The sequence below is a fragment of the Caballeronia mineralivorans PML1(12) genome, from assembly GCF_001028175.1.
Lineage (GTDB): Bacteria > Pseudomonadota > Gammaproteobacteria > Burkholderiales > Burkholderiaceae > Caballeronia > Caballeronia mineralivorans.
Genome location: NZ_AEJF01000153.1, coordinates 1 through 21,239 on the forward strand (window position 1 = coordinate 1; position 21,239 = coordinate 21,239).

Below are 21,239 nucleotides of genomic sequence, written 5' to 3' on the forward strand. Positions count from 1 at the left end.
CCGCTGGAACATCGCCCGGAACGCCTGCGGGGACATCGCCCGGCGCGCCCACGCCCCCGGGCACACCGCCCGAGACAGAGGTTAATACCGGCCCGATTGCCGCCGCCGGTTCTCCGCCCTTGCCCGCGCCGCCGCCGGCCGGTTCCGCGCCGATTCCCCTGTACCGTCCGGAAGTTGCGCTGTACGCCGCCATTCCGATGGTCGCCCGGCAAATCGGCATCCAGCAAATCGATAACTTCCACGACCGGCAAGGCGACCAGTCATTGCTCACCGGGACTGGTGTACTGCCGGCCGCGTGGGGACGCGTCTGGGGCGGACATTCGGTAACGAGCCAGGACGGCGCCGCCAATCCCGAGTTCGATGGCTCGATCTTCGGCATGCAAGTCGGCCATGACCTCTACTCGGACACGACTGCGTCGGGTCATCGGAACCGCTACGGATTGTTCCTCGGCCTCGCCCGGGCGGTCGGCGATGTCAACGGTTTTGCGCTGGGTTTCCCCAATGCCGATGTCGGCCATCTGGCGGTGAACGCCTATAGCCTCGGGGGATACTGGACGCATGTCGGCCCGTCGGGCTGGTACACGGACGCGGTGCTGATGGGGTCGTCGATCACGGTGGACCCGTTATCGAGTCAGGGAACCGGCGCGGGAACGCATGGCACGGCGGTCACGGGTTCCATCGAGGGCGGCTTTCCCATCACACTGGGCGCGGCATGGGTCGTCGAGCCGCAAGCGCAAATCATCTGGCAAAACCTGTCCCTCAACGACTTCAACGATGGCGTGTCCTCCGTGTCGTTCAACAACGGCAACACCTACATTGGCCGCTTAGGTGTGAGGGTGCAGCGCACGTTCGGCAATGCGGGAATGACTTGGCAACCGTACGCGCGCGTCAGCATCCTGCGGGCATTCGGCGAGGGTGATAGCACGACTTTCGGTGGAACAACCGTGATCCCGGGCAGCATCGGACAGACGGCGGGGCAGTTGAATGTAGGGCTGGCTGCCCAGGTCACGCGCTCGGGCAGTGCGTTCATCACGGCGAGTTATCTGACGAATCTGGGCGGATCCCATCAACGGACGATAGGCGGCAATGCGGGCGTTCGATGGAAATGGTAATGAGCCTTAGAGCCTTAGCGCTTTCGGCCACGCATAACCGCACTGACCCAAGCTCACGTAGCGCCGGCTCTGCGATCCGCGAAGCCGGCGCCAGGCTCGACGCTCAAGACACGATCACTTCGATGCAGCCGTGACCGGCGTGCCGGTGAAGTGCAAACCATCGAGGTGCTTGGCTGCCGTTTTTTTATTGCTGACCGCGTTTCGGTGCGTTGCAGTCGGGCGTGCCGTTACTCTTGAGAAGCGGCGTGATGCCCTGGCCTTCTGCGATCAGGTAACGACAGCCTGTTTCATGATCCGTTTCCACCTGGACGTTGATGTCCTCGGTGGTCTCGCGAGTGAACCGCGAAGAGTAGGCGTTGGCGGCCGGCTTCGGTTCAGCGGTCTGAGCATGCGCGCTGTATCCAATCAACGTTGCCAGCAATACGAGTAGCCACTTCATTCTTTGCGCTCCGTGAGTCTTAGCGATAAGGCACCCCAGTGTACGAGCGAATCGGGGATGGTAAAGCACCAGTGCGTTTCGGCGCCGGCGCCTGGAGGGGGATAAGTCGACGCGCTCGGGCCCGTCGACTTATCCCCCGGCGGTCTTACTTCGTACCGCGCTCGCGCAAATAGTTCTCAAGTATCTGCAGGACGTCCGGCATATTCCGCCGGCCCAGGCCGACACGGACATGCTCGTTGCCGTGATCGAGCAGCGTGCTGGGAAGCAGAAGCACGCCTGTACGCTCAAGGACTTCGGCACAGAAACGCTCAGCCCCTCCGCGCTTCAGACGCGGGAAGGCAACCGTCCCTGCCGACGGCCGGCGCCATTCCAGAATCTCGTGATACCGGGCGAAGAAAGTATCGAGGACGGCGAGGTTGTTTCTGATGATCGACATATTGCGTTCGATCAACGCGCTGGTGTTACGCACCGCGATGGCCGCAAGATACTCACTGGGTGCGCTATTGCTGATGGTCAGGTAGTCCTTGAACGCGCTCATGCCCGCGAGAACATCGCGATCCCTGGTGGCGACCCAACCCACGCGAAGGCCGGCCAATCCATGCGACTTCGATAACGCCCCCAGCGATATCGCCTTCTCGTAGAGATCGCACGCCGCAGGCAAACGCTCTGCGGGATCATGCTCGAGCCCTCGATAGACTTCATCGCTGAAGAGCCACAAGTTGCGTCGCCGGGCGAAGTCGACGACCGCATCGAACCTCTCCCGATCAGGCAGATAGCCGGTCGGATTGTGCGGAGCGCAGATCAGCACGGCCTTCGTTTCCGGGCGGACGAGCTTTTCCAGTTCGCCGGGATCCAGGGCCCAATTCTCCGATTCACGTGCTCGCCACGGCGACACCGACACACCAAGCGCTTCAGCGACCGAATAATGTGACTGATAGCTGGGCATGTGGACGATCATATGATCGCCCGCCTTGAGCATGGAGTTGACGAACGAGAAAATCGCTTCCTGAGCGCCTGTGTGCACGATCAGATTGTCAATATCGATTGATTCGTACAACGTCGCAAGTTCTCGCCGAAGCTCAGGCGCACCCGGATATTCGGTGTATCCCAACCATGTGCGACCCAGACCTTCCATCGATCCCGGCTCGAACGCAAGCAGGTCCGCGATCGACAGGGATTCCGGGTCGGAGCTGCACATCAAATAACGTGCAGTGAATTCGTGAACGGCGAAATAACGTTCGAGTCGAAATGGGGCTGGATTCATGATTTTTCTGTAAAGAGAGCGGTCTTTGCAGCAGATGCCGAGGCGCGCATAAGACGAAAGCGGTGAGTCGGCCGGCTGGACTGGCGATACCAACAGGCGTAGTCTGCCTCTCGTCTTCACATAAAAGAAGCTAACTTTTCTAATGCGAGTTAAATTTTTCTAATGTTAGATTACGCATTGCTCGATGCCCTCGGAGCGGTCGTTCGCCTCGGCTCGTTCGATCGCGCCGCGCGCGAACTCAACGTGACCCCATCGGCAGTTTCACAGCGCGTGAAACTGCTGGAGGAAAGAGTCGGAAGCGTGTTGGTCAAGCGCGGCCAGCCGTGTATTGCCACGCCGCCAGGCGCGCTGCTTTGCCGTCACATCGAACGCGTGCAGCGCCTCGAAACCGAACTCGGCGGCCAGTTGCCGACCCTGCCGGGCATGCTTGCCGGGTCGTGGCCGACCTTTCGCGTGGCGGTCAACGACGACAGCGTCGGCACCTGGTTCATCGATGCGATCTCCGGCTTCTGCGCCGAACGGGAAATGCTGCTCGACCTGGTTATCGATGATCAGGAATACACGGCGCAGCAACTCCGCGAAGGCAGCGTACAAGGCGCGGTCACCACCCAGGCCGAGCCGGTGCAGGGTTGTCGCTCGACCAAGCTCGGGCGCATGCGATACCTGCCCGTCTGCTCACCCGCGTTCTTCGATCGTCACTTCACCGCAGGTGTCACGCGCGATGCACTGCGTCACGCGCCACGCGTCGACTTCAGCCCGAAGGACCAGATGCAGAAGCGCTTTATGCGACGCATCACGCGCGCGGAACTTGATCCGCCTCGGCACCTCATTCCGCACGTAGCGGGTTTTGTGCGCGCGTGTCTTTCCGGAATGGGCTGGGGCATGTGTCCCACGCAGATGATCGGTCCGATGCTCACCTCCGGCGAGCTAGTTGAAATGGTCCCGGGTACGCATATCGACGTCGATCTGTATTGGCAAAGCTGGCGGCTGTCCATCGGTTGGCTCGATGACTTCAGGACCATGCTTCAGCGGCGCGCAACCGAGTTTCTCGACTGACTCGCGGATCATGTCATAGCGCCTTTGCACCGGTTCACGTAAAAGCGCGATGCAGTCAGGCCATCTATCATGTCTCTCAACCGCGAAGGGCTCGCGCCGAAGAGCCAGCGGCTTCCAAGGAGGATGGCTGACATGAAAAAGCTCATCAACGACGTCGCCGAGGTCGTGCCCGACATGCTGGACGGACTCGCCGCGCTCAATCCCGGCTTGTCGTTGCTGCAGGGCAGCACGATCATCGTGCGCGCCGATGCCGAGGCGGCAGCGGCGCGCGGCGAAGTCGCGTTGATCTCGGGCGGCGGCTCGGGCCACGAACCTGCTCACGGCGGTTATGTGGGTCCGGGCATGCTCAGTGCGGCAGTGGCCGGCGAGGTGTTCACGTCGCCTTCGACCGACGCCGTGCTCGATGCAATCCGCGCTGTGGCGGGTCCCGCGGGCGTCCTCCTTATCGTCAAAAACTATACGGGCGACCGCTTCAATTTCGGGCTTGCCGCGGAGATCGCACGGGCTGAGGGCATAGCCGTGGAGATGGTGATCGTCGCAGACGATGTCGCCCTTTCGGCGCACGGCGAACACGCAGGCCGGCGCGGTCTTGCAGGGACGGTGTTCGTGCACAAAATTGCGGGCGCCGCTGCCACTGAAGGACGGCCGCTCAGCGAAGTAGCGCAGGTTGCCCGTGACACCGCGGCAGCGCTTGGCACCATGGGCGTGGCGCTCACGCCATGTACGGTGCCTGCAGCAGGCAAGCCCGGCTTCGAACTCGCCGACAATGAAATCGAATGGGGTCTCGGCATTCACGGTGAGCCAGGCGTGCAGCGTGGCGCGCTCGAACCGGCGGAGCGGATTGTCGGGCGCTTGCTGACGAAGATCATCGACGACCTTTCGTTAAAGCCCGATGACCGCGTCGCGTTGCTCGTGAACAATCTCGGCGGCACGCCGTCGAGCGAGCTGAGCATTGTCGCGGGATCGGCGCTGCGTTACCTTCGCGAGCGCCGGATTCACGTAGAGCGTGCGTGGTCGGGCACGTTCCTGAGTGCACTCGATATGGCCGGCATTTCCCTCACCTTATTACGCGTGGACGATCAACGGCTCGCATGGCTCGACGCTACCGCGCAGACCACGGCGTGGCCCGCGTTAAGCGGCCGGGTAGCGCAGGCTTCAGTGAAGCCAACGCCCGCCGCACCTGTCGCCGCGAGCGGCGCGCGACTCGCGCGCGAATCGTCGTTGCGCCGGGTTATCGAAGCGGTGTGCGCGTGTCTTCTTGAAGCCGAGCCAGTCTTGACCGAGATGGATCAGCGCGTAGGCGACGGTGATCTTGGCATCAGCCTGTCCCGTGCAGCCCGCAGCATCCTTCACGAGATCGATACCTATCCCGCCGAGACCTCGCCCGGCGCCGTGCTGCGAACCATGTCCGCCACCGTCCGGCGCGTGGTGGGCGGCACATCGGGGCCGCTCTACGCGGTTATGCTGTTGCGCGCGGCGGCAATGCTCGAGCAATCCGGCGGGGCCGCTGCGAAGGACTGGTCGGCGGCGTTCACTGCGGCCGTGGATGGCGTGATGGAGCTTGGTGGCGCGCATCCCGGCGACCGGACGATGGTCGATGCGCTGCATCCTGCTGCTGTCGCACTGCGAACAGCGCTCGCGAGGTCCAGTATGGACGAAGCATTAAAAGCTGCCGTCGATGCGGCGACATCAGGGGCAGCACAAACGGCATCGATGACCCCGAAGCTCGGACGCTCCAGCTATGTCGGCGATCGCGCACTCGGTTTTGCCGATCCCGGTGCGCACGCGGTGGGACTCTGGCTCGCCGCGATCAGAAGCTCGCTGCAAACCTGAGCAATTAAAAAGGAGACGATGAAAATGGATCTGAATCTACGCGGCAAGGTGGTGGTATTGACGGGCGCGAGCGTGGGCATCGGGCTGGCTGTGGCTGAGGCATTCGCTGCAGAAGGCGCGAACCTGTTGCTCGCCGCACGACAGGAAGAGCGGCTGACGGAAGCCGCTGCGCGTATCGCGCGGGAGTTTGGCGTGACGGCTGTGCCGGTCGCTTGCGACGTTGCCACGGCGGCTGGCGTCGACAAGATCGTGGCTGCCGCGAGCGCGAATTTCGGTGGCGCCGATATCCTCTTCAACAACGCCGGCACGGGCAGCAACGAAACCATCATGGAGGCGCCCGATGAGAAGTGGCAGTCCTACTGGGACCTTCATGTGATGGCCGCCGTGCGCCTCGCGCGCGGTCTTGTACCACTAATGAAAGCGCGTGGCGGTGGCGCGATCCTGAACAACGCGTCGATCTGCGCGACGCAGCCGCTCGGCTACGAGCCCATCTACAACGTGACAAAAGCCGCGCTGATGATGTTGTCGAAAAATCTGGCGAATGAACTCATCAAGGACAACATCCGCGTCAACACGATCAATCCGGGGCTTGTGCTGACACCCGACTGGATCAAGACGGCCAAGGAGCTGACGCGCGATTCGGGAGGCGACTGGGAAGCCCATTTGCAACACGTCGCCGACGAACACGCGCCTATCCGCCGCTTCGCCACACCGGCCGAGCTGGCAAGCTTTATCGTCTTCCTGTGCTCGGAGCGAGCGAGTTATAGCGTGGGATCAACCTATTTCGTCGATGGCGGAATGCTGAAGACGGTGTGAAGTTTGCGGCCATTGCAATCAACCGTCTTTGCGGCTTGCCGACAACGCATTCGCCCGTCGGATCTCGCGAATGAGCGCACTATGGTCGAGATCGCCATCGCCGTGATCGACCATGGAAGCGAACAGCGCGTCCACGACGTGCCCCACCGGTAGCTCAAGTCCGAGGGACCGTGCCCGCGCCAATGCGGTGCGCGTGTCCTTCAACTGATACTTCGCGGCACCGCCGGGCGCGAACGTTTCGTCGATCATGCGTTGCCCGTGCATGCGCAGGATTGGCGAATCGGCGAACCCGCCAGCAAGGGCTTCGATGACCTTTGCGGGATCCGCGCCGCCGCGTTCCGCGAACAGCAGCGCCTCGGCCACGGTAGCAATGGTGCTTGCCACAATCAACTGATTCGCGAGCTTCGTCTGCTGCCCTGTTCCGACGAGGCCGACGCGCACCGGACGGCCCATCGCGCCAAGCAACTCGCGAGCGGCGTCGAAGGTGTCGGGGTCGCCGCCCGCCATGATCGCGAGCGTTCCATCAATTGCTCCTCGCTGGCCGCCCGACACCGGCGCGTCGAGATAACGGACGCCGCGCTCCGCGCTCATTCGCGCCTGTTCGACAGCGGTCTCTACTGGGATCGAGCTCATCACGATCAACGTGGCGTCGGGTGCGAGTGCCAACAGGACGGCCTCATCGTGGAATAACACGGCGTCGCACGTCGGACCGTCGCTCAGCATGCAGATCAGCGTGTTCGCGCCTTGCGCGGCTTCTGCGGGCGCGTCGCAGGCTATTGCCCCTTTTTCTGCCAGCGCAGAGGTCTTCTCCTTCGAGCGGTTCCAGACCCGCACGCCATACCCGGCCGCGAGCAGATGACGCGCCATCGGCTCGCCCATCAGGCCGGTACCCAGAAATGCAATCACCTCGTTCATCATGCGTCACCTCGCTGTTCGGTAGTCACTAGCGGCATGGTCGCCGATCCGGGACGACGCGGCAACAGCAGCGCGATTCGCTGCGTAGAAGCGTCGACGCACTTCGGCATATCGCGCACAAAGCTATGGATAACTTCGGCATAAGTCATTGAACGCCTGTGGGCGGAATCTTGATAACTCGGGGGCTGTGCACAAAGCGCGCGAAGTTATCCTTCGGTCGCCCACGCCTTCCACATTGGGTACGCGAGTTACCTGTTCGCTAGAGCGTTGATCCGATGCAAGATTGACCACTTATCCACAGAATCGGGCGATGCTTGTTAACTATTACTATGTATACATATCACTCAATTAAAAAACTAAAGGGTGGATATGCATCGCGGATGAAGGCTGCCGTTTTAATGGGCGATGGGGCGAAGCGAAATCCCAAAGGCGTCACGTTGGACGAGAAGAGTTTCGCAAGATCGGCCGTTGCCTTCACCACCCTCGGGCGTCAATCCGGTAGAAGGCCATAGCGTTCTGCGAGAAGACTCTTCCGATCGCCAGGTCATCGTAGTCCGCCAATGCGCCGAGCACCGTTTCGACGATCACGCCAAAACTCGCGCTGATCGACGAAACGGGCAAGTTACTTGCGAACATCGCCCGCTCCGTGCCGAAAATCGCAACTGCATCGCGAATCACGCGGCGGTTGCTTTGTTCGTCCCATCGACCGCCCGCGAGACCGAACTCGGACAGCTTGATGAACACGTTCGGGTGTGCTGCGAGCGCCGCCAGACCCGTTCGCCACTGCGATAGCCCCTCGTCGGAGCGATCCCACGGCAGACCGGTGTGATTGATCGCGATTCGAATACGCGGGAAGGTAGCAGCGACTTCCGCCGCTTCCGCCAGATGCCAGAACGGCACACGCAGATCCCACGAAAAGCCGTATCGCTCAAGCGCCGACAATCCTTCGAGCCAACGGGGATCCTGCATCGTGCCCGCCTGGCCTCGAACGCTTTCCTGCGGTGAACGCGCGGTCACGGGTTTCGAACGGATGCCACGCACCTCGGGATAGCGAGCGTGGGACGCCAGAATATCGTCCCGGTCAGCCTGTATGAACGACACGTGCGGTACGACAACGGATGGCAGCCCTGTGCTGTGCCGTACCTCGTGCAACCAGTGTGTTTCGTCGACTTGCTCACTTCGCGAGCGCTCCGCCTCGACGTGCACGCTCGCGATCACGTTGTAGCCCGACGTGTCGCGCAAGTATTCCGGCGCCAGATAGTTGCGACGCAAAGTTTGATACTCACCAAGGAAGAAGGCTGCTCCCTGATACTCGTCCTGCAGCCATGGGTAATGGCCTGCCGCGAGATCCCATAGGTGATGATGAGCATCCACGATGGCCAGCTTTGTCCGGTCGCGCAGCAAGGGCAAGGTATGCATGATCGTCTACAGGTCGCACTTTCTGGGCAGCGTGATGGCGATCGCCCCCGCGAGCACGAGTGCGGCTGCAAGGCTATAGACACCGATGCTCGCGTCATATTTCTGAATCAGCACACCAACCAGATAGGGGCCGCAGAAGCCGCCGAGATTACCGAGCGCGTTGATCACGCCGCGCGCTCCGCCCGCTACTTCCGCGCTGAAGAGCTTCGGCGGAATGGTCCAGAATACGCCGGCTGCCGCTTGCAGAAAGACGCCGCTGCCGATCAGGAAGCAGTACGAAACCCAGGGGCTGCTCTGAAACCGGACGGAACAGAACATGCAAAGCGCAAAGGCGAGGATTGGCCCGACAACAAAAACCTTGCGCCGGCCTAACCTGTCCGAAAGATTCGATACCGCCAGCATGCCGATCATGGTCCCGACATACGGCAGGACCGCGAGCATGCCGACTTTGCCCATGCCGCCGTGCATCAGGTTTTTCAGGATCGTCGGTAGCCAGAGGGTGTAGCCGTAGATGCCCATCTGATAGAAGAAATTCAGCCCGATCAGCCGCCACATCACGCCGTCGCGAAGCACTTGGCTCAGGGACGCGCTTTTCACCCTCGTCTGACTCACCCGTTCCTGCTCGGCCCGAAGCTCGCGAAGGATATGTTCCCGCTCGGCTTCGGAGATCCATTTCGCGTCGGCGGGGCGATCACTGGCAAGGTTCCACCACGCGAGCAGAAACACCAGCGACAGCACGCCCTCGATGATGAACAAATATCGCCAGCTCAACGCCGCAATCAGGAAGCCCGACAGCGGCGCGGTGATGATCCCCGCTACCGGTACAAAGAGAATCACGAGTGCGTTGGCGCGTCCGCGTTCCTTGTCTGGGAACCAGTTGCTCACCATGGTCAGCACGACGGGCAGCATGCCGCCTTCGGAGACGCCCAGCAAGAAGCGCAGAATCAGTAGTTGCGTGTCGGTCCTGACAAAGCCGGTAAGCACGGAAAGCACCGCCCACGCCACCAGCGAGCCAGCGATGAATTTCTTTCCGCTCCCATGCACGGCAAGCCGCCCAGCCGGAATCTGCAGAAACAGGTAGCCAATAAAGAAGATGCCTCCGGCCAGCCCGGCCATGCTCGAGTTCATTCCGAGTTCGGCGCTCATCCCGCCAGGCATGGCGAAGCCGATATTGACGCGATCCATATATGAAATGATGCAGGCCATCAGGATCGGCGGAATGATCCGTAGCCAGCGCCTGGCGGGAATGCTCGCCTGCACGTGTTGCACCGGTGCAGCACTGCTCAACGTATCCATTTTGTCTCCTTCTTCGCGCCGTCCTTGTTGTTCGTTTTGGGACTGGCGACGCTGTCTGTCGAATTGTTGACCGCCGAACTACAGTTCGAGTATTGCGAGTCCGTCGGGCTCCTTGCCGGTCGAAAACCCGTGCCTCAAGGTCAAGCTCGAAAGATCCAGGACTCCCACGCTGTTATCGTTCAATGCGACGTAGGCGCTCTGCCCATTCGGATGAATCGAGACTGCGATCGGCTTCGCCACCGTATCGACACGACCCAGCGCTTCGAGCGAGCCGGGATCGAAGACGCGAATGCTGCGCTCGCCGTAATTGACCACCAGCAACCGGTTGTCCGGCGTGAGGTAGATGCGCGTCGGGTCTTCGCCCGTGCGCACCGTTCGCATGACCTTCATGCTTGCGGTGTCGATCATCGACAAGCTGTGGTCGTCGCGGCTCGCTACGAACAAGACCGTTTCGTCGCGATTAAGACAGCAGCCTTCCGGACGCCCTCCCGCATTGACAGCGACAGGCGGCACGCATGCATCATAGGGATGCACGCATGTCACTGTATGAGAGAGCAGGTTGCTGATGTATGCACGCTCGCCGTCCCGTGAGACGACGAAAAGATGGCTCTTGATGCCGCCCGTCGGGACAGCGCGGTCCGGTACCTGCCGCGCGTGCGGGTCTTCGAATACCAGAAGCGTATTGCCGTGCTCGCTCAGGGCGTACACGCGACTCCGGGTGTCGATCTGCAAGCCATGGATGCGCGAGTAAGGCTCGCAATTAAGCGTCAGCACATGCTCGCCACGCGCGATGTCGATCACAAACACCTCGTGACCGCCAGTGCCGGCGTGCGCGAAGGTCTGAACCCCATAGTGGCCGACGTAGCCAAAACGGCCTTCACGATCCACGACGAATTCGTGTGGATATTGCGGCAACGCAACGCTGAAGCGTCGTTCGCCTGTAGTGAGGTCGTAGCCACTGAACGCGTGGCCGAATTTTTCTACCAGAACTGCGGTGAGTCTTGGTTGCATGCTGTCTCCTGATACTGCTCGCATGTTGTTGTAGTGGGCGCGGAACAGGGAAGGTCGAAGACATTCCCCGATGACAGCGCCACAGGTTGAGCGAAGTATCGGGAAATTCGACATGACCGGCCATTGAATAATTTGGATGCAGCTATTCCCTGGGGTTATCGCTCGTCAGTCATAGAAAGGGCGCAACCTGCATGGCCGGTCTTGACCCGCTCCGACAACACGCCAACCCTCATAATTTAACATATGTTGTAATTTATTTTGACATGGCAACATATGGTTATCGGTGCTGCGAAGCGCTATTGATAACCAATGGAAAGACTGAGGAATGCCATGAACCGGTACACAATGCTCGCAACCGCCGTGATGGCCGCTGTGTCCACGGGCGCCTTCGCGCAAGATGCTCAAACCACCTTGGGCAAGATCCAGGTCTCCAATACGATTGCCATCGGGCATCGGGAGACTTCAGTCCCCTTCTCCTACATCGATGCCAACAATGAGGTCATCGGTTTCTCGCAAGATATCTGCAACAAGGTCATTGATGCGGTGAAGGCGAAGATCAAGAAACCTGATCTCAAGGTACGGTTTATCCCGGTCACGTCGCAGAATCGGATTGCGCTGGTCCAGAACGGCACGGTCGATCTCGAATGCGGCGTCACCACGAACTTGAAAGCGCGGCAGGCTCAGGTCGCTTTTTCTGACACGTTCTTTGTTGCGACGACTCGCCTGCTGACGCGCAAGGACTCGGGTATCAAGGACTTCCCAGACCTCGCAGGCAAAACGGTGGTCACGAATCAGGGAACAACGTCCGAGCGAATTCTCCGCAAGATGAATGAGGAGAAAAAGATGAACATGCAGATCATCAGCGCGAAGGACTATGGCGAGGGCCGCCTGACACTGGAAACCGGCCGGGCAGTCGCGTACATGATGGACGATGTGCTTCTGGCTGGTACGCGCTCGCTGACGACCAATCCCTCGGAGTATGTGCTGGTCGGCACGCCGCAGTCTTCCGAAGCCTATGGCTTCATGCTGAGAAAAGACGATCCGGAGTTCAAGAAGCTGGTGGATGACACCATGAGCGAAGTCATGCAGGGACCGGAGATTAAAGCCATGTACGCCAAATGGTTCATGAAGCCGGTACCGCCGAAGAACATCAGTTTTGATTTCCCGATGAGCGATGCCCTTCAAAAGCTGTACGCCAATCCGAACGACACCGCTTTCGAGTAAATAACCGCAGCGCGAAAAAAAGCCACCTTCAAAGTAAGGTGGCTTTTTTTATTTGGAGCGCGTTATTCAGGGAACGGTAGCGAGGTCTGCCCTTCGGCGCGCATGCCGAACGTGTTCAGGGTCATGGCGACCAACGCGTAGTAACCGAGCAATCCGACCAGATTGATGACGACCACATGCTCGAAGCGTGCGACGGCTGCTGCGAACGTCTTATCCGATACGCGCCTGGTTTCGTATAGCTCCGTGGCGAATTCATAGATGTGTGCGTCGTCGGCGTCATCGAACGTGGGACGCTCGCCTCGCTGAACGGCGTCGGCAACCGTCTTCGGAACGCCTGCGTCCAACGCGATGGGATAGTGGATGAACCACTCCCCTTGGGATTGCCATCGCGCGGCGGTGACCAGGATAGCCAGCTCGGACAAGCGCAGTGACAAGCCCGTCTTGTATCGACAGAACGCGCCAAGCCGTTGAGCGTGGCCAGCCAATTCCGGGCTATGAATCCATCCGAGGAACGGACCGTTCAAGTTGCCGCGCGGGCCGCTCAAGATGCTTTGAAGAACGGCCTTTTGTTCGTCAGTGGCATGAGCAATGTCGAAATTGGGAAGACGATTAGTCATGGCTTGTCCAGAGTTTGATTGTCACTCTTAAAACCTGCTAGTGAGCGGCGAGCGCGCCGATTGACGTCAATGCCCCGTCTATCGCGTCGGCAAGGCGTGCGCCGATCTCATCGATTTGGCCGGCCGTCGCGATGAACGGCGGGGCCAGAAGCACGTGGTCACCTACCGCGCCGTCCACTGTGCCACCCATCGGATAGACCATCAAGCCGCGCTTCATCGCTTCGCTCTTGATCACTGCGTGCAACTTCTTGCTGGCGTCGAACGGGCTCTTCGATGCGCGATCCTGCACCAGCTCGACGCCGACAAACAAGCCCCGGCCACGGATATCGCCGATGAACGGGTGGCTCGCATAATGCGCGCGAAGCAATCCACGGAGCTGTTCACCTCTTGCCTGCACATTGTCCAGCAACCTCTCGTCCGCGATGACGCGCTGGACTTCCAGCGCTGCCGCACAAGCCGTCGCGTGGCCAATGTAGGTATGCCCGTGCTGGAAGAAACCGGAGCCGTCGACAATGGTGTTGTAGATCTCGTCACTGACCAGCGTCGCTCCAATCGCCTGATAGCCGGCTCCCAGGCCTTTCGCGATCGTCAGGAGGTCCGCAGCCACGCCGTCCTCCGCGCAGGCGTACAGGTAGCCGGTACGCCCCATTCCGGACATGATTTCGTCCAGGATCAGCAATACGCCGTACTTGTTGCACACCGCGCGAATTTTTTTGAAGTATTCGCGCACCGGCGGCACCGCGCCGGCCGTTGCGCCCACGACCGTCTCGGCGACGAAAGCCGCGACCGTGTCGCCACCGAGTTCCAGGATTTTGGATTCGAGTTCGTCCGCTAGGCGCTGTGCAAAAGCTTCCTCGGTTTCGTCGGCACGCTGCTCGCGATACGCGTAGCAAGGACTTACATGATGCGCTTCGATGAGGATAGGAAGAAAGGGCTCACGCCGCCACGCGTTTCCACCGATGGCGAGCGCTCCGAGCGTATTGCCGTGATAACTCTGGCGACGAGCGATGAAATGACGCCGCTGCCCTTGGCCCTTTTCGACGAAATACTGCCGCGCGAGTTTGAGGGCGGCTTCTATTGCCTCGGAGCCGCCGGATGTGAAGTACACGTGGCCCAAGCCTGCGGGCGCGTCCGCGACCAAGCGGTCGGACAGCTCTTCCGCGACGGCCGTCGAAAAGAAAGAAGTGTGGGCGTAGGGAAGCTGCTGGGCTTGCCGCTTGATGGCGTCGATGACGCGCTGATTGCTGTGACCCAGGCACGATACGGCAGCGCCGCCGGATGCGTCGATGTAACGCTTACCTTCCGAGTCGATGATCTCGATTCCGTCGCCAGCAACTGCAATAGGGAGTTTGGCTCGCGGGGCGCGATGAAAAACGGTTGTCATTCTGACCTCGACGTTGATGACGATGCCCGGGTGCTCGTCTCTTGGAAAATAAGGGTTCTGAGCCGACGTTCGCCTTGTCTGACGACGCCCTCCTCCAGCATGGAGCTCAGGTGACGACAACATCACGCCCAGTAACATGCGATGTGTTATTCTCTATCGTTACAACATATGTTGTCAACGCGGATATTGCCTGCTTTAGAACGCGTCGATGAATTCTTCATGGATTGGAGAACCGAGCGCACGTTGACGCCACGGCTGGGGGCTTTTCGCCTCCGCGCGCTGTAACGCGGCCTACGACGAGTAAGCGCCCTTCGCGTGGAGCGCGGATTCGGCTTTTTCCAGCAATTCGACGGCCGATCGCCCTTCGAGCGCAAGCAGATGGGCAACCAGCGATTCCGCTATTGCCGACGCCGCGACGAGCGATGGAAAAAAGGACGGGCTTTCGTGCGAAAAGATGAGGACATGGTCGGCGTTGAGGGCTAAGGGTGACACGGCGCTGTCGGTGATGGCGATAAGCTTGCAGCCCTGCTCTTTCGCCGCTTGCGCGACGCGCACGGCTTCGGCTGAATAGGGGGCGAAGCTTGTCACGACGGTTGCGTGCCCTTTGGCCATGCCGCGTAGCTGCATTTCCAGCGTTCCGGCCTCGCCGTTGACCAAACTCACCGAGGACCGAAATAGCCGATAACCGTAGACGAGGCTGAACGCGACCGGATAACACGAGCGGAATCCCGCCACGTGGACATGCGGTGCTTTGCGCAGCATCTTCGCGACTTCAACAATCTTCGTGCCGTTCTGCGCGAACGTGACTTCGAGGTTGTGGCTTTGTGCGATCGCGAGTTCTCGATCCAATGACTCGCCCGAGCCGCCTTTGACTAGTGTGCGCGCTTTGGACGTGAGCGCTTCCGGCCGGGTACGGACACGCGCAACGAATATTTCCCTGAGCTCGTTCCAGCCAGGGAAGCCCAGCTGTTGCGAAAGTCGCACGAGGGCTGCCGGTTGGACGTTGGCTCGCTCGGCAACCTTCCGCATTGAAAGAACCGCGACCTCGTCCGGGAAGTTCAGCAGGAAACCGGCGCCCGCCTGGAATTGCGGGCTGAGCTCGGGGAACTTCGCGCGTATCGCCGAAACCAGGTCTTCGAAATTGGAGGACACGAAACAAGCCTCGTTAGGTTGACAACATTTGTAGTTTAACGAGGTTGCGACGTCGCCGGAGTCACCGATCACATTTCTCAGGCGGTGTCGGCTTCTGCTTCCGGCCATAGCCGTGGGAACAGATACCGGAACAACTTGATTGACAACGCGAGTTCGATGGGACCTTTGGGTGTTCTCGAACGAACGATGCCCAGCTTGAAAAGATCCGCCAGCGCACGATCCGCGGTTCGGCTTGCGAGCCCCGTCATCGCTTTGAACCGGGCTCTGTCCATCGACTTGATTGTTGCCAGATAGGCGAGCGGTTGTGCCGCCTCGGTTCGCAAAAAGCGGGTGTCGGTCTTGGTCGCTTCGGCAGCCAGCATCTGGGCTAACCTCGCCTCGAATGCTTGTCTTTGAAGCATACCGTGCATGAAGCCGATCTGATCAAGACAGAGGTTCATGCAGAAAGCGATAAATTCCACCAGACCGCCTTCGCTCAACACCCCTCGTCGGTCATAGTCGCCTTTGCGGCGTTGATCGGCAGCGATCAGATGCTCATAGTAAGCAGTCTGGTCGCGAGCGAAGCCGCGCATCGGGGACCATAGTCCTTGCGTCAGTCCGAGTGCCGAAAGTCCGGTGTGCGTGTGCAGCCGCGCGGTGCGTCCGTTGCCATCGAGAAAAGGGTGAATCCACGCGAGCCGGTGGTGGGCCGCCATCAACGCGATAACCGCGGTTTCGCCGGCCCGGGCATACCGGTAGCCACGATGCCACTCGTCCATGAAGTCCGATAGCGTCGCCGGGTCGGGAGGAATGTGGGAGGCGACCTTGACACCTCTATCCCGCCATGCCCCCGGGGTGATTCTCTCTTCTTTGCCGTCGTCGTCAATCTGAAGAAGATCCTCAGGCGACAACTGATCGTGCAGATGCCGATGGATGGCTTGAGGCACGGAACCCTGAAAGAACACACTGGAGTCGAATGTGGGGAAGGTCTCTTCGCCCCAGCGCTCGGTAACGATATGGGCGATCGCGATACGTTGCCTGCGCGCTTCTCCAGGCTTGCTGGAAAAATCCTTTTGCAACGCGCGTTCAATGAGCAGCGGCTCGGTGTGTTGGCCCTCTATCTTGTTCGTATAGTAGGAGTTCATAGGCCGCAGCGCCTCGCGCAACAGCTCGCGTAGATGCGGCATGCCGTGGGCCGCTAGATCTTTCGCCTGCCCGATCACGTCGGCGGCCAGCGGGCGCAGGCTGTCCAGCTTCGGCTCCGAAGGCAGCAGCGGATGCATCTGGTGAACCGCATAATACGGATACTTCGATTTGGCGATGATCATGGCGGATCTTGTGGCGAGTTTTTTGTGTAGAAAATTAATACAAAAAATCATTATAATACATATAGATAGCCTATTATTGTCGAATCTTATGGCGGATCTTATGGCGCAAGGACCGATTGCCTTGACGCGCCGCAAAGCAATAGGCAGTCAACCGTGTCACCGGCTTTATCGACCGGCACGCTGCGCTCGGCCGTCATCTCCTCCAACAGATGCCGCAGACTTCGCGAATACGCGACATACCAGCGCACGCAGGTCAGGATCGCCTCGAACGGATAGCGCAAACGTTTCAGTGCCTTGGACCACGCCGGGTTCAGCATCTTCATCAATTCACTCATCAGTGACTTTGCATCGCCAAGACTCGACCGGCCATCGCTGACTGCGACGCAACCCGATCCCCGCGAGTTGAGCGATGCTTACCAATTATTTCAAACCCTAAAGAGTTCGGCATGCCGGCCGTTAATACGGTGTGCTTGCCGCGCGAGAAACGACTGGTGACCGCGATCGTCCGATAACCGATGCCAATTCGCGATGCGGCCGTGACCGATGGATGTCCGGGATGTCGGTTAAGCAAGCTGATTCTTCGCAAACTTGAAAAGTCGACTTCCACCTTCCCAGGAGGGCGTGCTCATATCAATCGACTTCGGTGTCTTCATGTCAAACATTGCTCGTTTGCTTCGTCTATTCCCAGCAGAGCTCGCGCTCGACGTGGGTACTGCCAATACCCGTATTTACGTACGAGGCTCGGGTCTGGTCCTGGATGAGGCATCCGTCATTTGCGTTCACCAACCTGATCCGCTAGTCGCTGGAGCAAGACCCACGCAATCAGTGGGAGCCAAGGCAAAGGAGATGCTTGAGCGTTTGCCGCGGCATATCGAAGCCATCTGTCCGATCCGGGGCGGTGTCATTTCGCATTTTGGGGCGAGTCAGGAAATGATCCGGCATTTCTTCGGTCTTGCACATCAAGGCCGGCGGCTTTCGGCGGCACCTCGAATCACGATCACCGTCCCGAGCGGCGCCACTCCGGTCGAGCGGCGCGCATTTAGAGAGGCGGTGCACGGGGCCGGTGCATCGCGCGTCTCGCTTCTGGCGCGGCCCATAGCGGCGGCACTCGGTGCCGGGCTTGCGATTTCCGATGCGATTGGCTGCATGGTCGTCGATGTCGGTGCTGGAACAACGGAAATCGGTGTCATCGCTCTAGGTAACGTGGTGCATTGCCTGTCCGCACGAGTGGGAGGCAACACCTTTGATGAGGCAATTATCAACTACGTCCGACGTACACATGGACTGCTTATTGGGGAGCACACAGCGCAAAGAGTGAAGATGACGATCGGAGGCGCGATGCCCAGGGAGACGGAATGTCACGTGAAAATCACCGGGCGTAACTTGTCGGAAGGGGTGCCGCGGACCTCGCTTCTATCAAGCCACGAGGTATTGGAGGCGCTTACCGATCCATTGGCAAAGATCGTCTCTTTGCTAAAGAAAGCGCTGGAAAGTACGCCTCCAGAATTGGCTTCTGACATTGCCGACCGGGGCCTCATCCTGACGGGAGGAGGCGCCCTTTTGCATGACCTCGATCGCCGCCTTCGCGAGGAAACGGGTTTGCCGGTGGTCTTGGCGGATGCTCCGATGACATGTGTTGTGCGCGGCACGGGCATGGCAATGGAGACGCTTGCCACGCATTTCTTTGAGTGAAAGAAGCCCGTTGGAAAAGCGCGGCGAGCGAGTAAATGATTTGTATCAGAAGCAGAACATAAACATAGAGGCGGATCCATGAATATGAGAATGTTTAAAACAATAATAATCGTTTCGAGTTTGGCTGCATCGGGTGCTCACGCACAGACTACGGGCCCTGAAACATCCGACGCTGCAGACAAGGCGCAAACGATAGCCGCGATGCCGTCATCGTTGCCAGCCGCCGCTCTCACGATCGGAGATGTGCCAGCTGAACCTTCTGCGGGAACGGCCGCCATCTTTAAAAGTCTCGAAGAGCACGGCAGTATCACCGGGCTTCGGTCATCAAGCTCGGGGGACTATCGCGCTGATCTGTCATTCTTCAAGGAAGGCCTGACTTACTACGTTGTACTTGCCCAGAATAATGCGTACTGGCGCGTGATCGCAACGGCAAGCAAGCAACGCGCCGAAGCGGTGTACGCGAAGTTTGTTGCGCTCACCGTGCGACTGTCGAGCGAACAACGTCGACAGATCGAACTGGAGGCGACGAACGCCGCGACCGAGCGCTCAATGTTGCAAGCGCAGCGGCAAATTCAACGGTTACAGGCGGATTCCGCTATCGCAAAAGCTCAGCAAGACGAAGTTACAACGCGACTGGAAGAAGTGGCTGAACAGGTGAAAGCGCTTGAATCCCAAAATCAGGATGCGCAGCATCAACTCAGTCAAGCGACGCGTCAGGTTGCAGCGCTTCAGGCCGTGATTGATTCGGACACCCCCGGAAAACGACTGCCACGGCCAGGTAAGAAACGAAGCGCCCTCGCTGCGAAAGGCGCTGCTCGCACGCACACCGTGCCCGGCACGGTTCCCTCCGCCAGTTAAGCTTCGACCGCTTCTGGCCAACGATTCAAGGCGATTCAGGTAGACCTTGATTGCACTACGGCTGGCCAGCCCGATCGGCGAAGTTATCGACTTTATTGCCGGGAAGCCGCACATTCGGCTTCCCGAAGCAGTTGAGGGAATCGCGCCGCATTGGATAGCTGCGCAATGCTCCCTATACCGAAATCATTGCCCTCGATCGCTTCATCGATGGTCACGCCCCGTTTGCGACCAAGCACCCACTAGTTTGTGACAATAAAGTTGAGAACAGAATACCGCAGGCTTGTGGCATGCGAACGACCTGTGTCGAGTGGATCTGATTGTCGCTTCGCGACCCACTTCCGCCCTTCGACCTAACGCGACTTCAACGGCCGCTTCCAAGGTACAACGGTCGCACCTACGCTTCCGGGATTTCGATTGTCCCTTCAAGATATTGAACAGCCTGACCAGAGATATACACCCGGTCGTCTTGTACGCGACAATGAAGTAAGCCGCTGCGGCGTGACACCTGCATGGCCACGAGTTCTGACTTGCCCAAACGATCAGACCATAATGGCGCAAGCGCCGTGTGAATAGATCCGGTCACCGGATCTTCATCTCCACCATTGGCAGGCCAAAAGTAGCGGGACACAAAATCATGCTCATCTCCGCGCGCTGTCACAACGACATCGAGCGGACCAAGTGCCGACAGCAGATTAAGTTCGGGCACGACGGATCGGACCTCCTGTTCTGTTCCGTAGATGGCAACATAGGCTTGCTGGTTTATCAGCACTTCTTGAGGCCGTATCGAAAGCCCCTGGATCAAGTTTGCGGGTATTTCGTTCAGTTTTTCAGGCCGGCGCTGCGGGAAGCTCATTTCGATCAGACCGTCATGCGTACGGCAAACGGCAAGCCGACCGACCGCCTTCGCAACAAATTCGATAACTTCCAAATCATCACATCGCTTGAAGATCACATATGCACTTGCCAGCGTGGCATGTCCACAAAAAGCGATTTCGGTAAGTGGAGAAAACCAGCGGATGTCGAACGCACCGTCGGCATTTTTCACGAAGAATGCTGTTTCGGACAGGTTGTTCTCAGCGGCGATTGCTTGCATCAAACTATCGGGCAACCAGCGTTCGAGTGGCACTACTGCGGCGTAGTTGCCCTTAAATACCTTATCCGTAAATGCGTCAATCTGATAGATCGGTAGTTTCATGAGATGTGCCTCTTCAAAGCGGGAAGTTAGTCAGCGATTTGCGGTGTTATTGGCCAATCTTCATAAGCATATCCTCCTGGATGGGTCGTTGTCGGCAAGACAACGCGTCTCGCTCCATAGGCAAGTCATGCTTGACGTCCGCTTCCGCATTGAATTTCCTGACCGATGGTATAGGCTTCCTGATCAATACCTCGTCGCGCGCAAGGTGAGTGACATATTTCGGATTCACTCATCGACGTGACTCGAAACAAGAACAATGCAGCCCGACGCATGAGGAGAAACCGGTGCCTGCCATTCCCTACGACGCGACGCGCGCCTCGCTCTTCACGCCGCAAAGCACGCCCACGCTTTTCAGCCCCGGACATGACTTCGACATTCGCGCAATATGCGTCGAAGCCGCGCGGCTTGCCTATGTGCATGCCGAAGACGGCGGAGCGACGCTGAAGGAACTGCGCGACGCCTTGGCGATCGTCGGCTTCGATCCACCCGAACCCTTCTCTGATGCCGACACTGGCTCGCAGGGATACGGTGCATTGCGGCGAGCGGATGGTCTCGCCATGCTGGCGTTCCGCGGCACCGAGCCGGACTCGCTCGCCGACATCGCGACCGATCTCGCGGCGAGCCTGGCTCCGTGGCCGGAAAGCGGCGG

Annotated in this window: 18 protein-coding genes and 2 pseudogenes; 8 read left to right on the top strand and 12 right to left on the bottom strand. The window is 59.4% G+C overall.

Annotation, left to right across the window (positions count from 1 at the left end; genetic code table 11):
• Window positions 1–1,112, top strand: a 1,112-nt coding sequence (locus EOS_RS25955; RefSeq protein WP_047895053.1) for an autotransporter outer membrane beta-barrel domain-containing protein, incomplete at its 5' end; no start/stop codon positions are given.
• Window positions 1,113–1,296: 184 nt separating this feature from the next.
• Here EOS_RS25955 and EOS_RS25960 read toward each other — a convergent pair.
• A complete protein-coding gene (locus tag EOS_RS25960; RefSeq protein ID WP_047895054.1) occupies window positions 1,297–1,551 on the bottom strand; it encodes a DUF6440 family protein in 255 nt (84 codons plus the stop codon).
• A gap of 145 nt (window positions 1,552–1,696) precedes the next feature.
• Entirely contained in the window at window positions 1,697–2,815 is a 1,119-nt protein-coding gene (locus EOS_RS25965) for an aminotransferase class I/II-fold pyridoxal phosphate-dependent enzyme (protein WP_047895055.1), read from the bottom strand.
• Between the two features lie 162 nt (window positions 2,816–2,977).
• On the opposite strand from EOS_RS25965, the gene EOS_RS25970 reads away from it, so the two are divergent.
• The 3 genes from EOS_RS25970 to EOS_RS25980 all read left to right on the top strand — a co-directional run bounded on the left by EOS_RS25970 (window position 2,978) and on the right by EOS_RS25980 (window position 6,520).
• Window positions 2,978–3,871 (top strand): LysR family transcriptional regulator ArgP, encoded by an 894-nt coding sequence (locus tag EOS_RS25970; protein WP_047895056.1) that lies wholly within the window; start codon window positions 2,978–2,980, stop codon window positions 3,869–3,871.
• A gap of 132 nt (window positions 3,872–4,003) precedes the next feature.
• Window positions 4,004–5,704: a dihydroxyacetone kinase subunit DhaK gene (gene dhaK, locus EOS_RS25975; protein ID WP_047895057.1), complete on the top strand. Its 1,701-nt coding sequence runs from the start codon at window positions 4,004–4,006 to the stop codon at window positions 5,702–5,704.
• A gap of 24 nt (window positions 5,705–5,728) precedes the next feature.
• Window positions 5,729–6,520: an SDR family NAD(P)-dependent oxidoreductase gene (locus tag EOS_RS25980; protein WP_047895058.1), complete on the top strand. Its 792-nt coding sequence runs from the start codon at window positions 5,729–5,731 to the stop codon at window positions 6,518–6,520.
• 18 nt (window positions 6,521–6,538) lie between these two features.
• On the opposite strand, the gene EOS_RS25985 is transcribed toward EOS_RS25980, so the two are convergent.
• The 4 genes from EOS_RS25985 to EOS_RS26000 all read right to left on the bottom strand — a co-directional run bounded on the left by EOS_RS25985 (window position 6,539) and on the right by EOS_RS26000 (window position 11,161).
• Window positions 6,539–7,438 carry an NAD(P)-dependent oxidoreductase gene (locus tag EOS_RS25985; protein WP_047895059.1) on the bottom strand — a complete coding sequence of 300 codons (900 nt, stop codon included), beginning with the start codon at window positions 7,436–7,438 and terminating at the stop codon, window positions 6,539–6,541.
• A 471-nt stretch (window positions 7,439–7,909) separates the two neighbouring features.
• Window positions 7,910–8,854, bottom strand: coding sequence for an amidohydrolase family protein (locus EOS_RS25990; RefSeq protein WP_047895060.1), 945 nt, complete (start codon window positions 8,852–8,854; stop codon window positions 7,910–7,912).
• Between the two features lie 6 nt (window positions 8,855–8,860).
• Entirely contained in the window at window positions 8,861–10,150 is a 1,290-nt protein-coding gene (locus EOS_RS25995) for an MFS transporter (RefSeq protein WP_047895061.1), read from the bottom strand.
• Between the two features lie 78 nt (window positions 10,151–10,228).
• A complete protein-coding gene (locus tag EOS_RS26000; protein WP_047895062.1) occupies window positions 10,229–11,161 on the bottom strand; it encodes a YncE family protein in 933 nt (310 codons plus the stop codon).
• A 330-nt stretch (window positions 11,162–11,491) separates the two neighbouring features.
• Between EOS_RS26000 and EOS_RS26005 the strand changes: the two genes are divergently transcribed.
• Window positions 11,492–12,385 carry a glutamate/aspartate ABC transporter substrate-binding protein gene (locus EOS_RS26005; RefSeq protein ID WP_047895063.1) on the top strand — a complete coding sequence of 298 codons (894 nt, stop codon included), beginning with the start codon at window positions 11,492–11,494 and terminating at the stop codon, window positions 12,383–12,385.
• A gap of 62 nt (window positions 12,386–12,447) precedes the next feature.
• Here the strand turns inward: EOS_RS26005 and EOS_RS26010 are convergent, their stop codons facing one another.
• The 5 genes and pseudogenes from EOS_RS26010 to EOS_RS26030 all read right to left on the bottom strand — a co-directional run.
• A complete protein-coding gene (locus tag EOS_RS26010; protein ID WP_047895064.1) occupies window positions 12,448–13,002 on the bottom strand; it encodes a carboxymuconolactone decarboxylase family protein in 555 nt (184 codons plus the stop codon).
• A gap of 37 nt (window positions 13,003–13,039) precedes the next feature.
• Complete coding sequence (locus EOS_RS26015; protein WP_047895065.1) at window positions 13,040–14,386, bottom strand: aspartate aminotransferase family protein; 1,347 nt, start codon at window positions 14,384–14,386, stop codon at window positions 13,040–13,042.
• Between the two features lie 291 nt (window positions 14,387–14,677).
• Window positions 14,678–15,538, bottom strand: a complete 861-nt coding sequence (locus EOS_RS26020) for a MurR/RpiR family transcriptional regulator (protein ID WP_047895066.1) — start codon at window positions 15,536–15,538, stop codon at window positions 14,678–14,680.
• A 77-nt stretch (window positions 15,539–15,615) separates the two neighbouring features.
• A complete protein-coding gene (locus EOS_RS26025) occupies window positions 15,616–16,845 on the bottom strand; it encodes a Fic family protein (RefSeq protein WP_047895067.1) in 1,230 nt (409 codons plus the stop codon).
• A gap of 167 nt (window positions 16,846–17,012) precedes the next feature.
• Window positions 17,013–17,168 (bottom strand): annotated as a pseudogene (locus EOS_RS26030) (IS6 family transposase); the annotation flags it as partial.
• A gap of 328 nt (window positions 17,169–17,496) precedes the next feature.
• On the opposite strand from EOS_RS26030, the gene mreB reads away from it, so the two are divergent.
• Both mreB and EOS_RS26040 read left to right on the top strand, forming a co-directional pair.
• Window positions 17,497–18,537 (top strand): rod shape-determining protein, encoded by a 1,041-nt coding sequence (mreB, locus tag EOS_RS26035; RefSeq protein ID WP_047895073.1) that lies wholly within the window; start codon window positions 17,497–17,499, stop codon window positions 18,535–18,537.
• Window positions 18,538–18,615: 78 nt separating this feature from the next.
• Entirely contained in the window at window positions 18,616–19,395 is a 780-nt protein-coding gene (locus tag EOS_RS26040) for a DUF2968 domain-containing protein (protein ID WP_082163526.1), read from the top strand.
• A 394-nt stretch (window positions 19,396–19,789) separates the two neighbouring features.
• Here the strand turns inward: EOS_RS26040 and EOS_RS26045 are convergent, their stop codons facing one another.
• Window positions 19,790–20,590, bottom strand: a complete 801-nt coding sequence (locus EOS_RS26045; protein ID WP_047895069.1) for a PhzF family phenazine biosynthesis protein — start codon at window positions 20,588–20,590, stop codon at window positions 19,790–19,792.
• A gap of 284 nt (window positions 20,591–20,874) precedes the next feature.
• Here EOS_RS26045 and EOS_RS26055 point away from each other — a divergent pair.
• A pseudogene (locus EOS_RS26055) lies at window positions 20,875–21,239 on the top strand (lipase family protein); the annotation flags it as partial.

Coding starts and splice junctions, on each gene's coding strand:
- EOS_RS26045 (WP_047895069.1), bottom strand. CDS start 20,590: ATGAAACTACCGATCTATCAGATTGACGCATTTACGGATAAGGTATTT.
- EOS_RS25990 (WP_047895060.1), bottom strand. CDS start 8,854: ATGCATACCTTGCCCTTGCTGCGCGACCGGACAAAGCTGGCCATCGTG.
- EOS_RS25985 (WP_047895059.1), bottom strand. CDS start 7,438: ATGATGAACGAGGTGATTGCATTTCTGGGTACCGGCCTGATGGGCGAG.
- EOS_RS25960 (WP_047895054.1), bottom strand. CDS start 1,551: ATGAAGTGGCTACTCGTATTGCTGGCAACGTTGATTGGATACAGCGCG.
- EOS_RS25995 (WP_047895061.1), bottom strand. CDS start 10,150: ATGGATACGTTGAGCAGTGCTGCACCGGTGCAACACGTGCAGGCGAGC.
- EOS_RS25980 (WP_047895058.1), top strand. CDS start 5,729: ATGGATCTGAATCTACGCGGCAAGGTGGTGGTATTGACGGGCGCGAGC.
- EOS_RS25970 (WP_047895056.1), top strand. CDS start 2,978: ATGTTAGATTACGCATTGCTCGATGCCCTCGGAGCGGTCGTTCGCCTC.
- EOS_RS26040 (WP_082163526.1), top strand. CDS start 18,616: ATGAATATGAGAATGTTTAAAACAATAATAATCGTTTCGAGTTTGGCT.
- EOS_RS26010 (WP_047895064.1), bottom strand. CDS start 13,002: ATGACTAATCGTCTTCCCAATTTCGACATTGCTCATGCCACTGACGAA.
- EOS_RS26015 (WP_047895065.1), bottom strand. CDS start 14,386: ATGACAACCGTTTTTCATCGCGCCCCGCGAGCCAAACTCCCTATTGCA.
- EOS_RS26025 (WP_047895067.1), bottom strand. CDS start 16,845: ATGATCATCGCCAAATCGAAGTATCCGTATTATGCGGTTCACCAGATG.
- dhaK (WP_047895057.1), top strand. CDS start 4,004: ATGAAAAAGCTCATCAACGACGTCGCCGAGGTCGTGCCCGACATGCTG.
- EOS_RS25965 (WP_047895055.1), bottom strand. CDS start 2,815: ATGAATCCAGCCCCATTTCGACTCGAACGTTATTTCGCCGTTCACGAA.
- EOS_RS26005 (WP_047895063.1), top strand. CDS start 11,492: ATGAACCGGTACACAATGCTCGCAACCGCCGTGATGGCCGCTGTGTCC.
- EOS_RS26000 (WP_047895062.1), bottom strand. CDS start 11,161: ATGCAACCAAGACTCACCGCAGTTCTGGTAGAAAAATTCGGCCACGCG.
- mreB (WP_047895073.1), top strand. CDS start 17,497: ATGTCAAACATTGCTCGTTTGCTTCGTCTATTCCCAGCAGAGCTCGCG.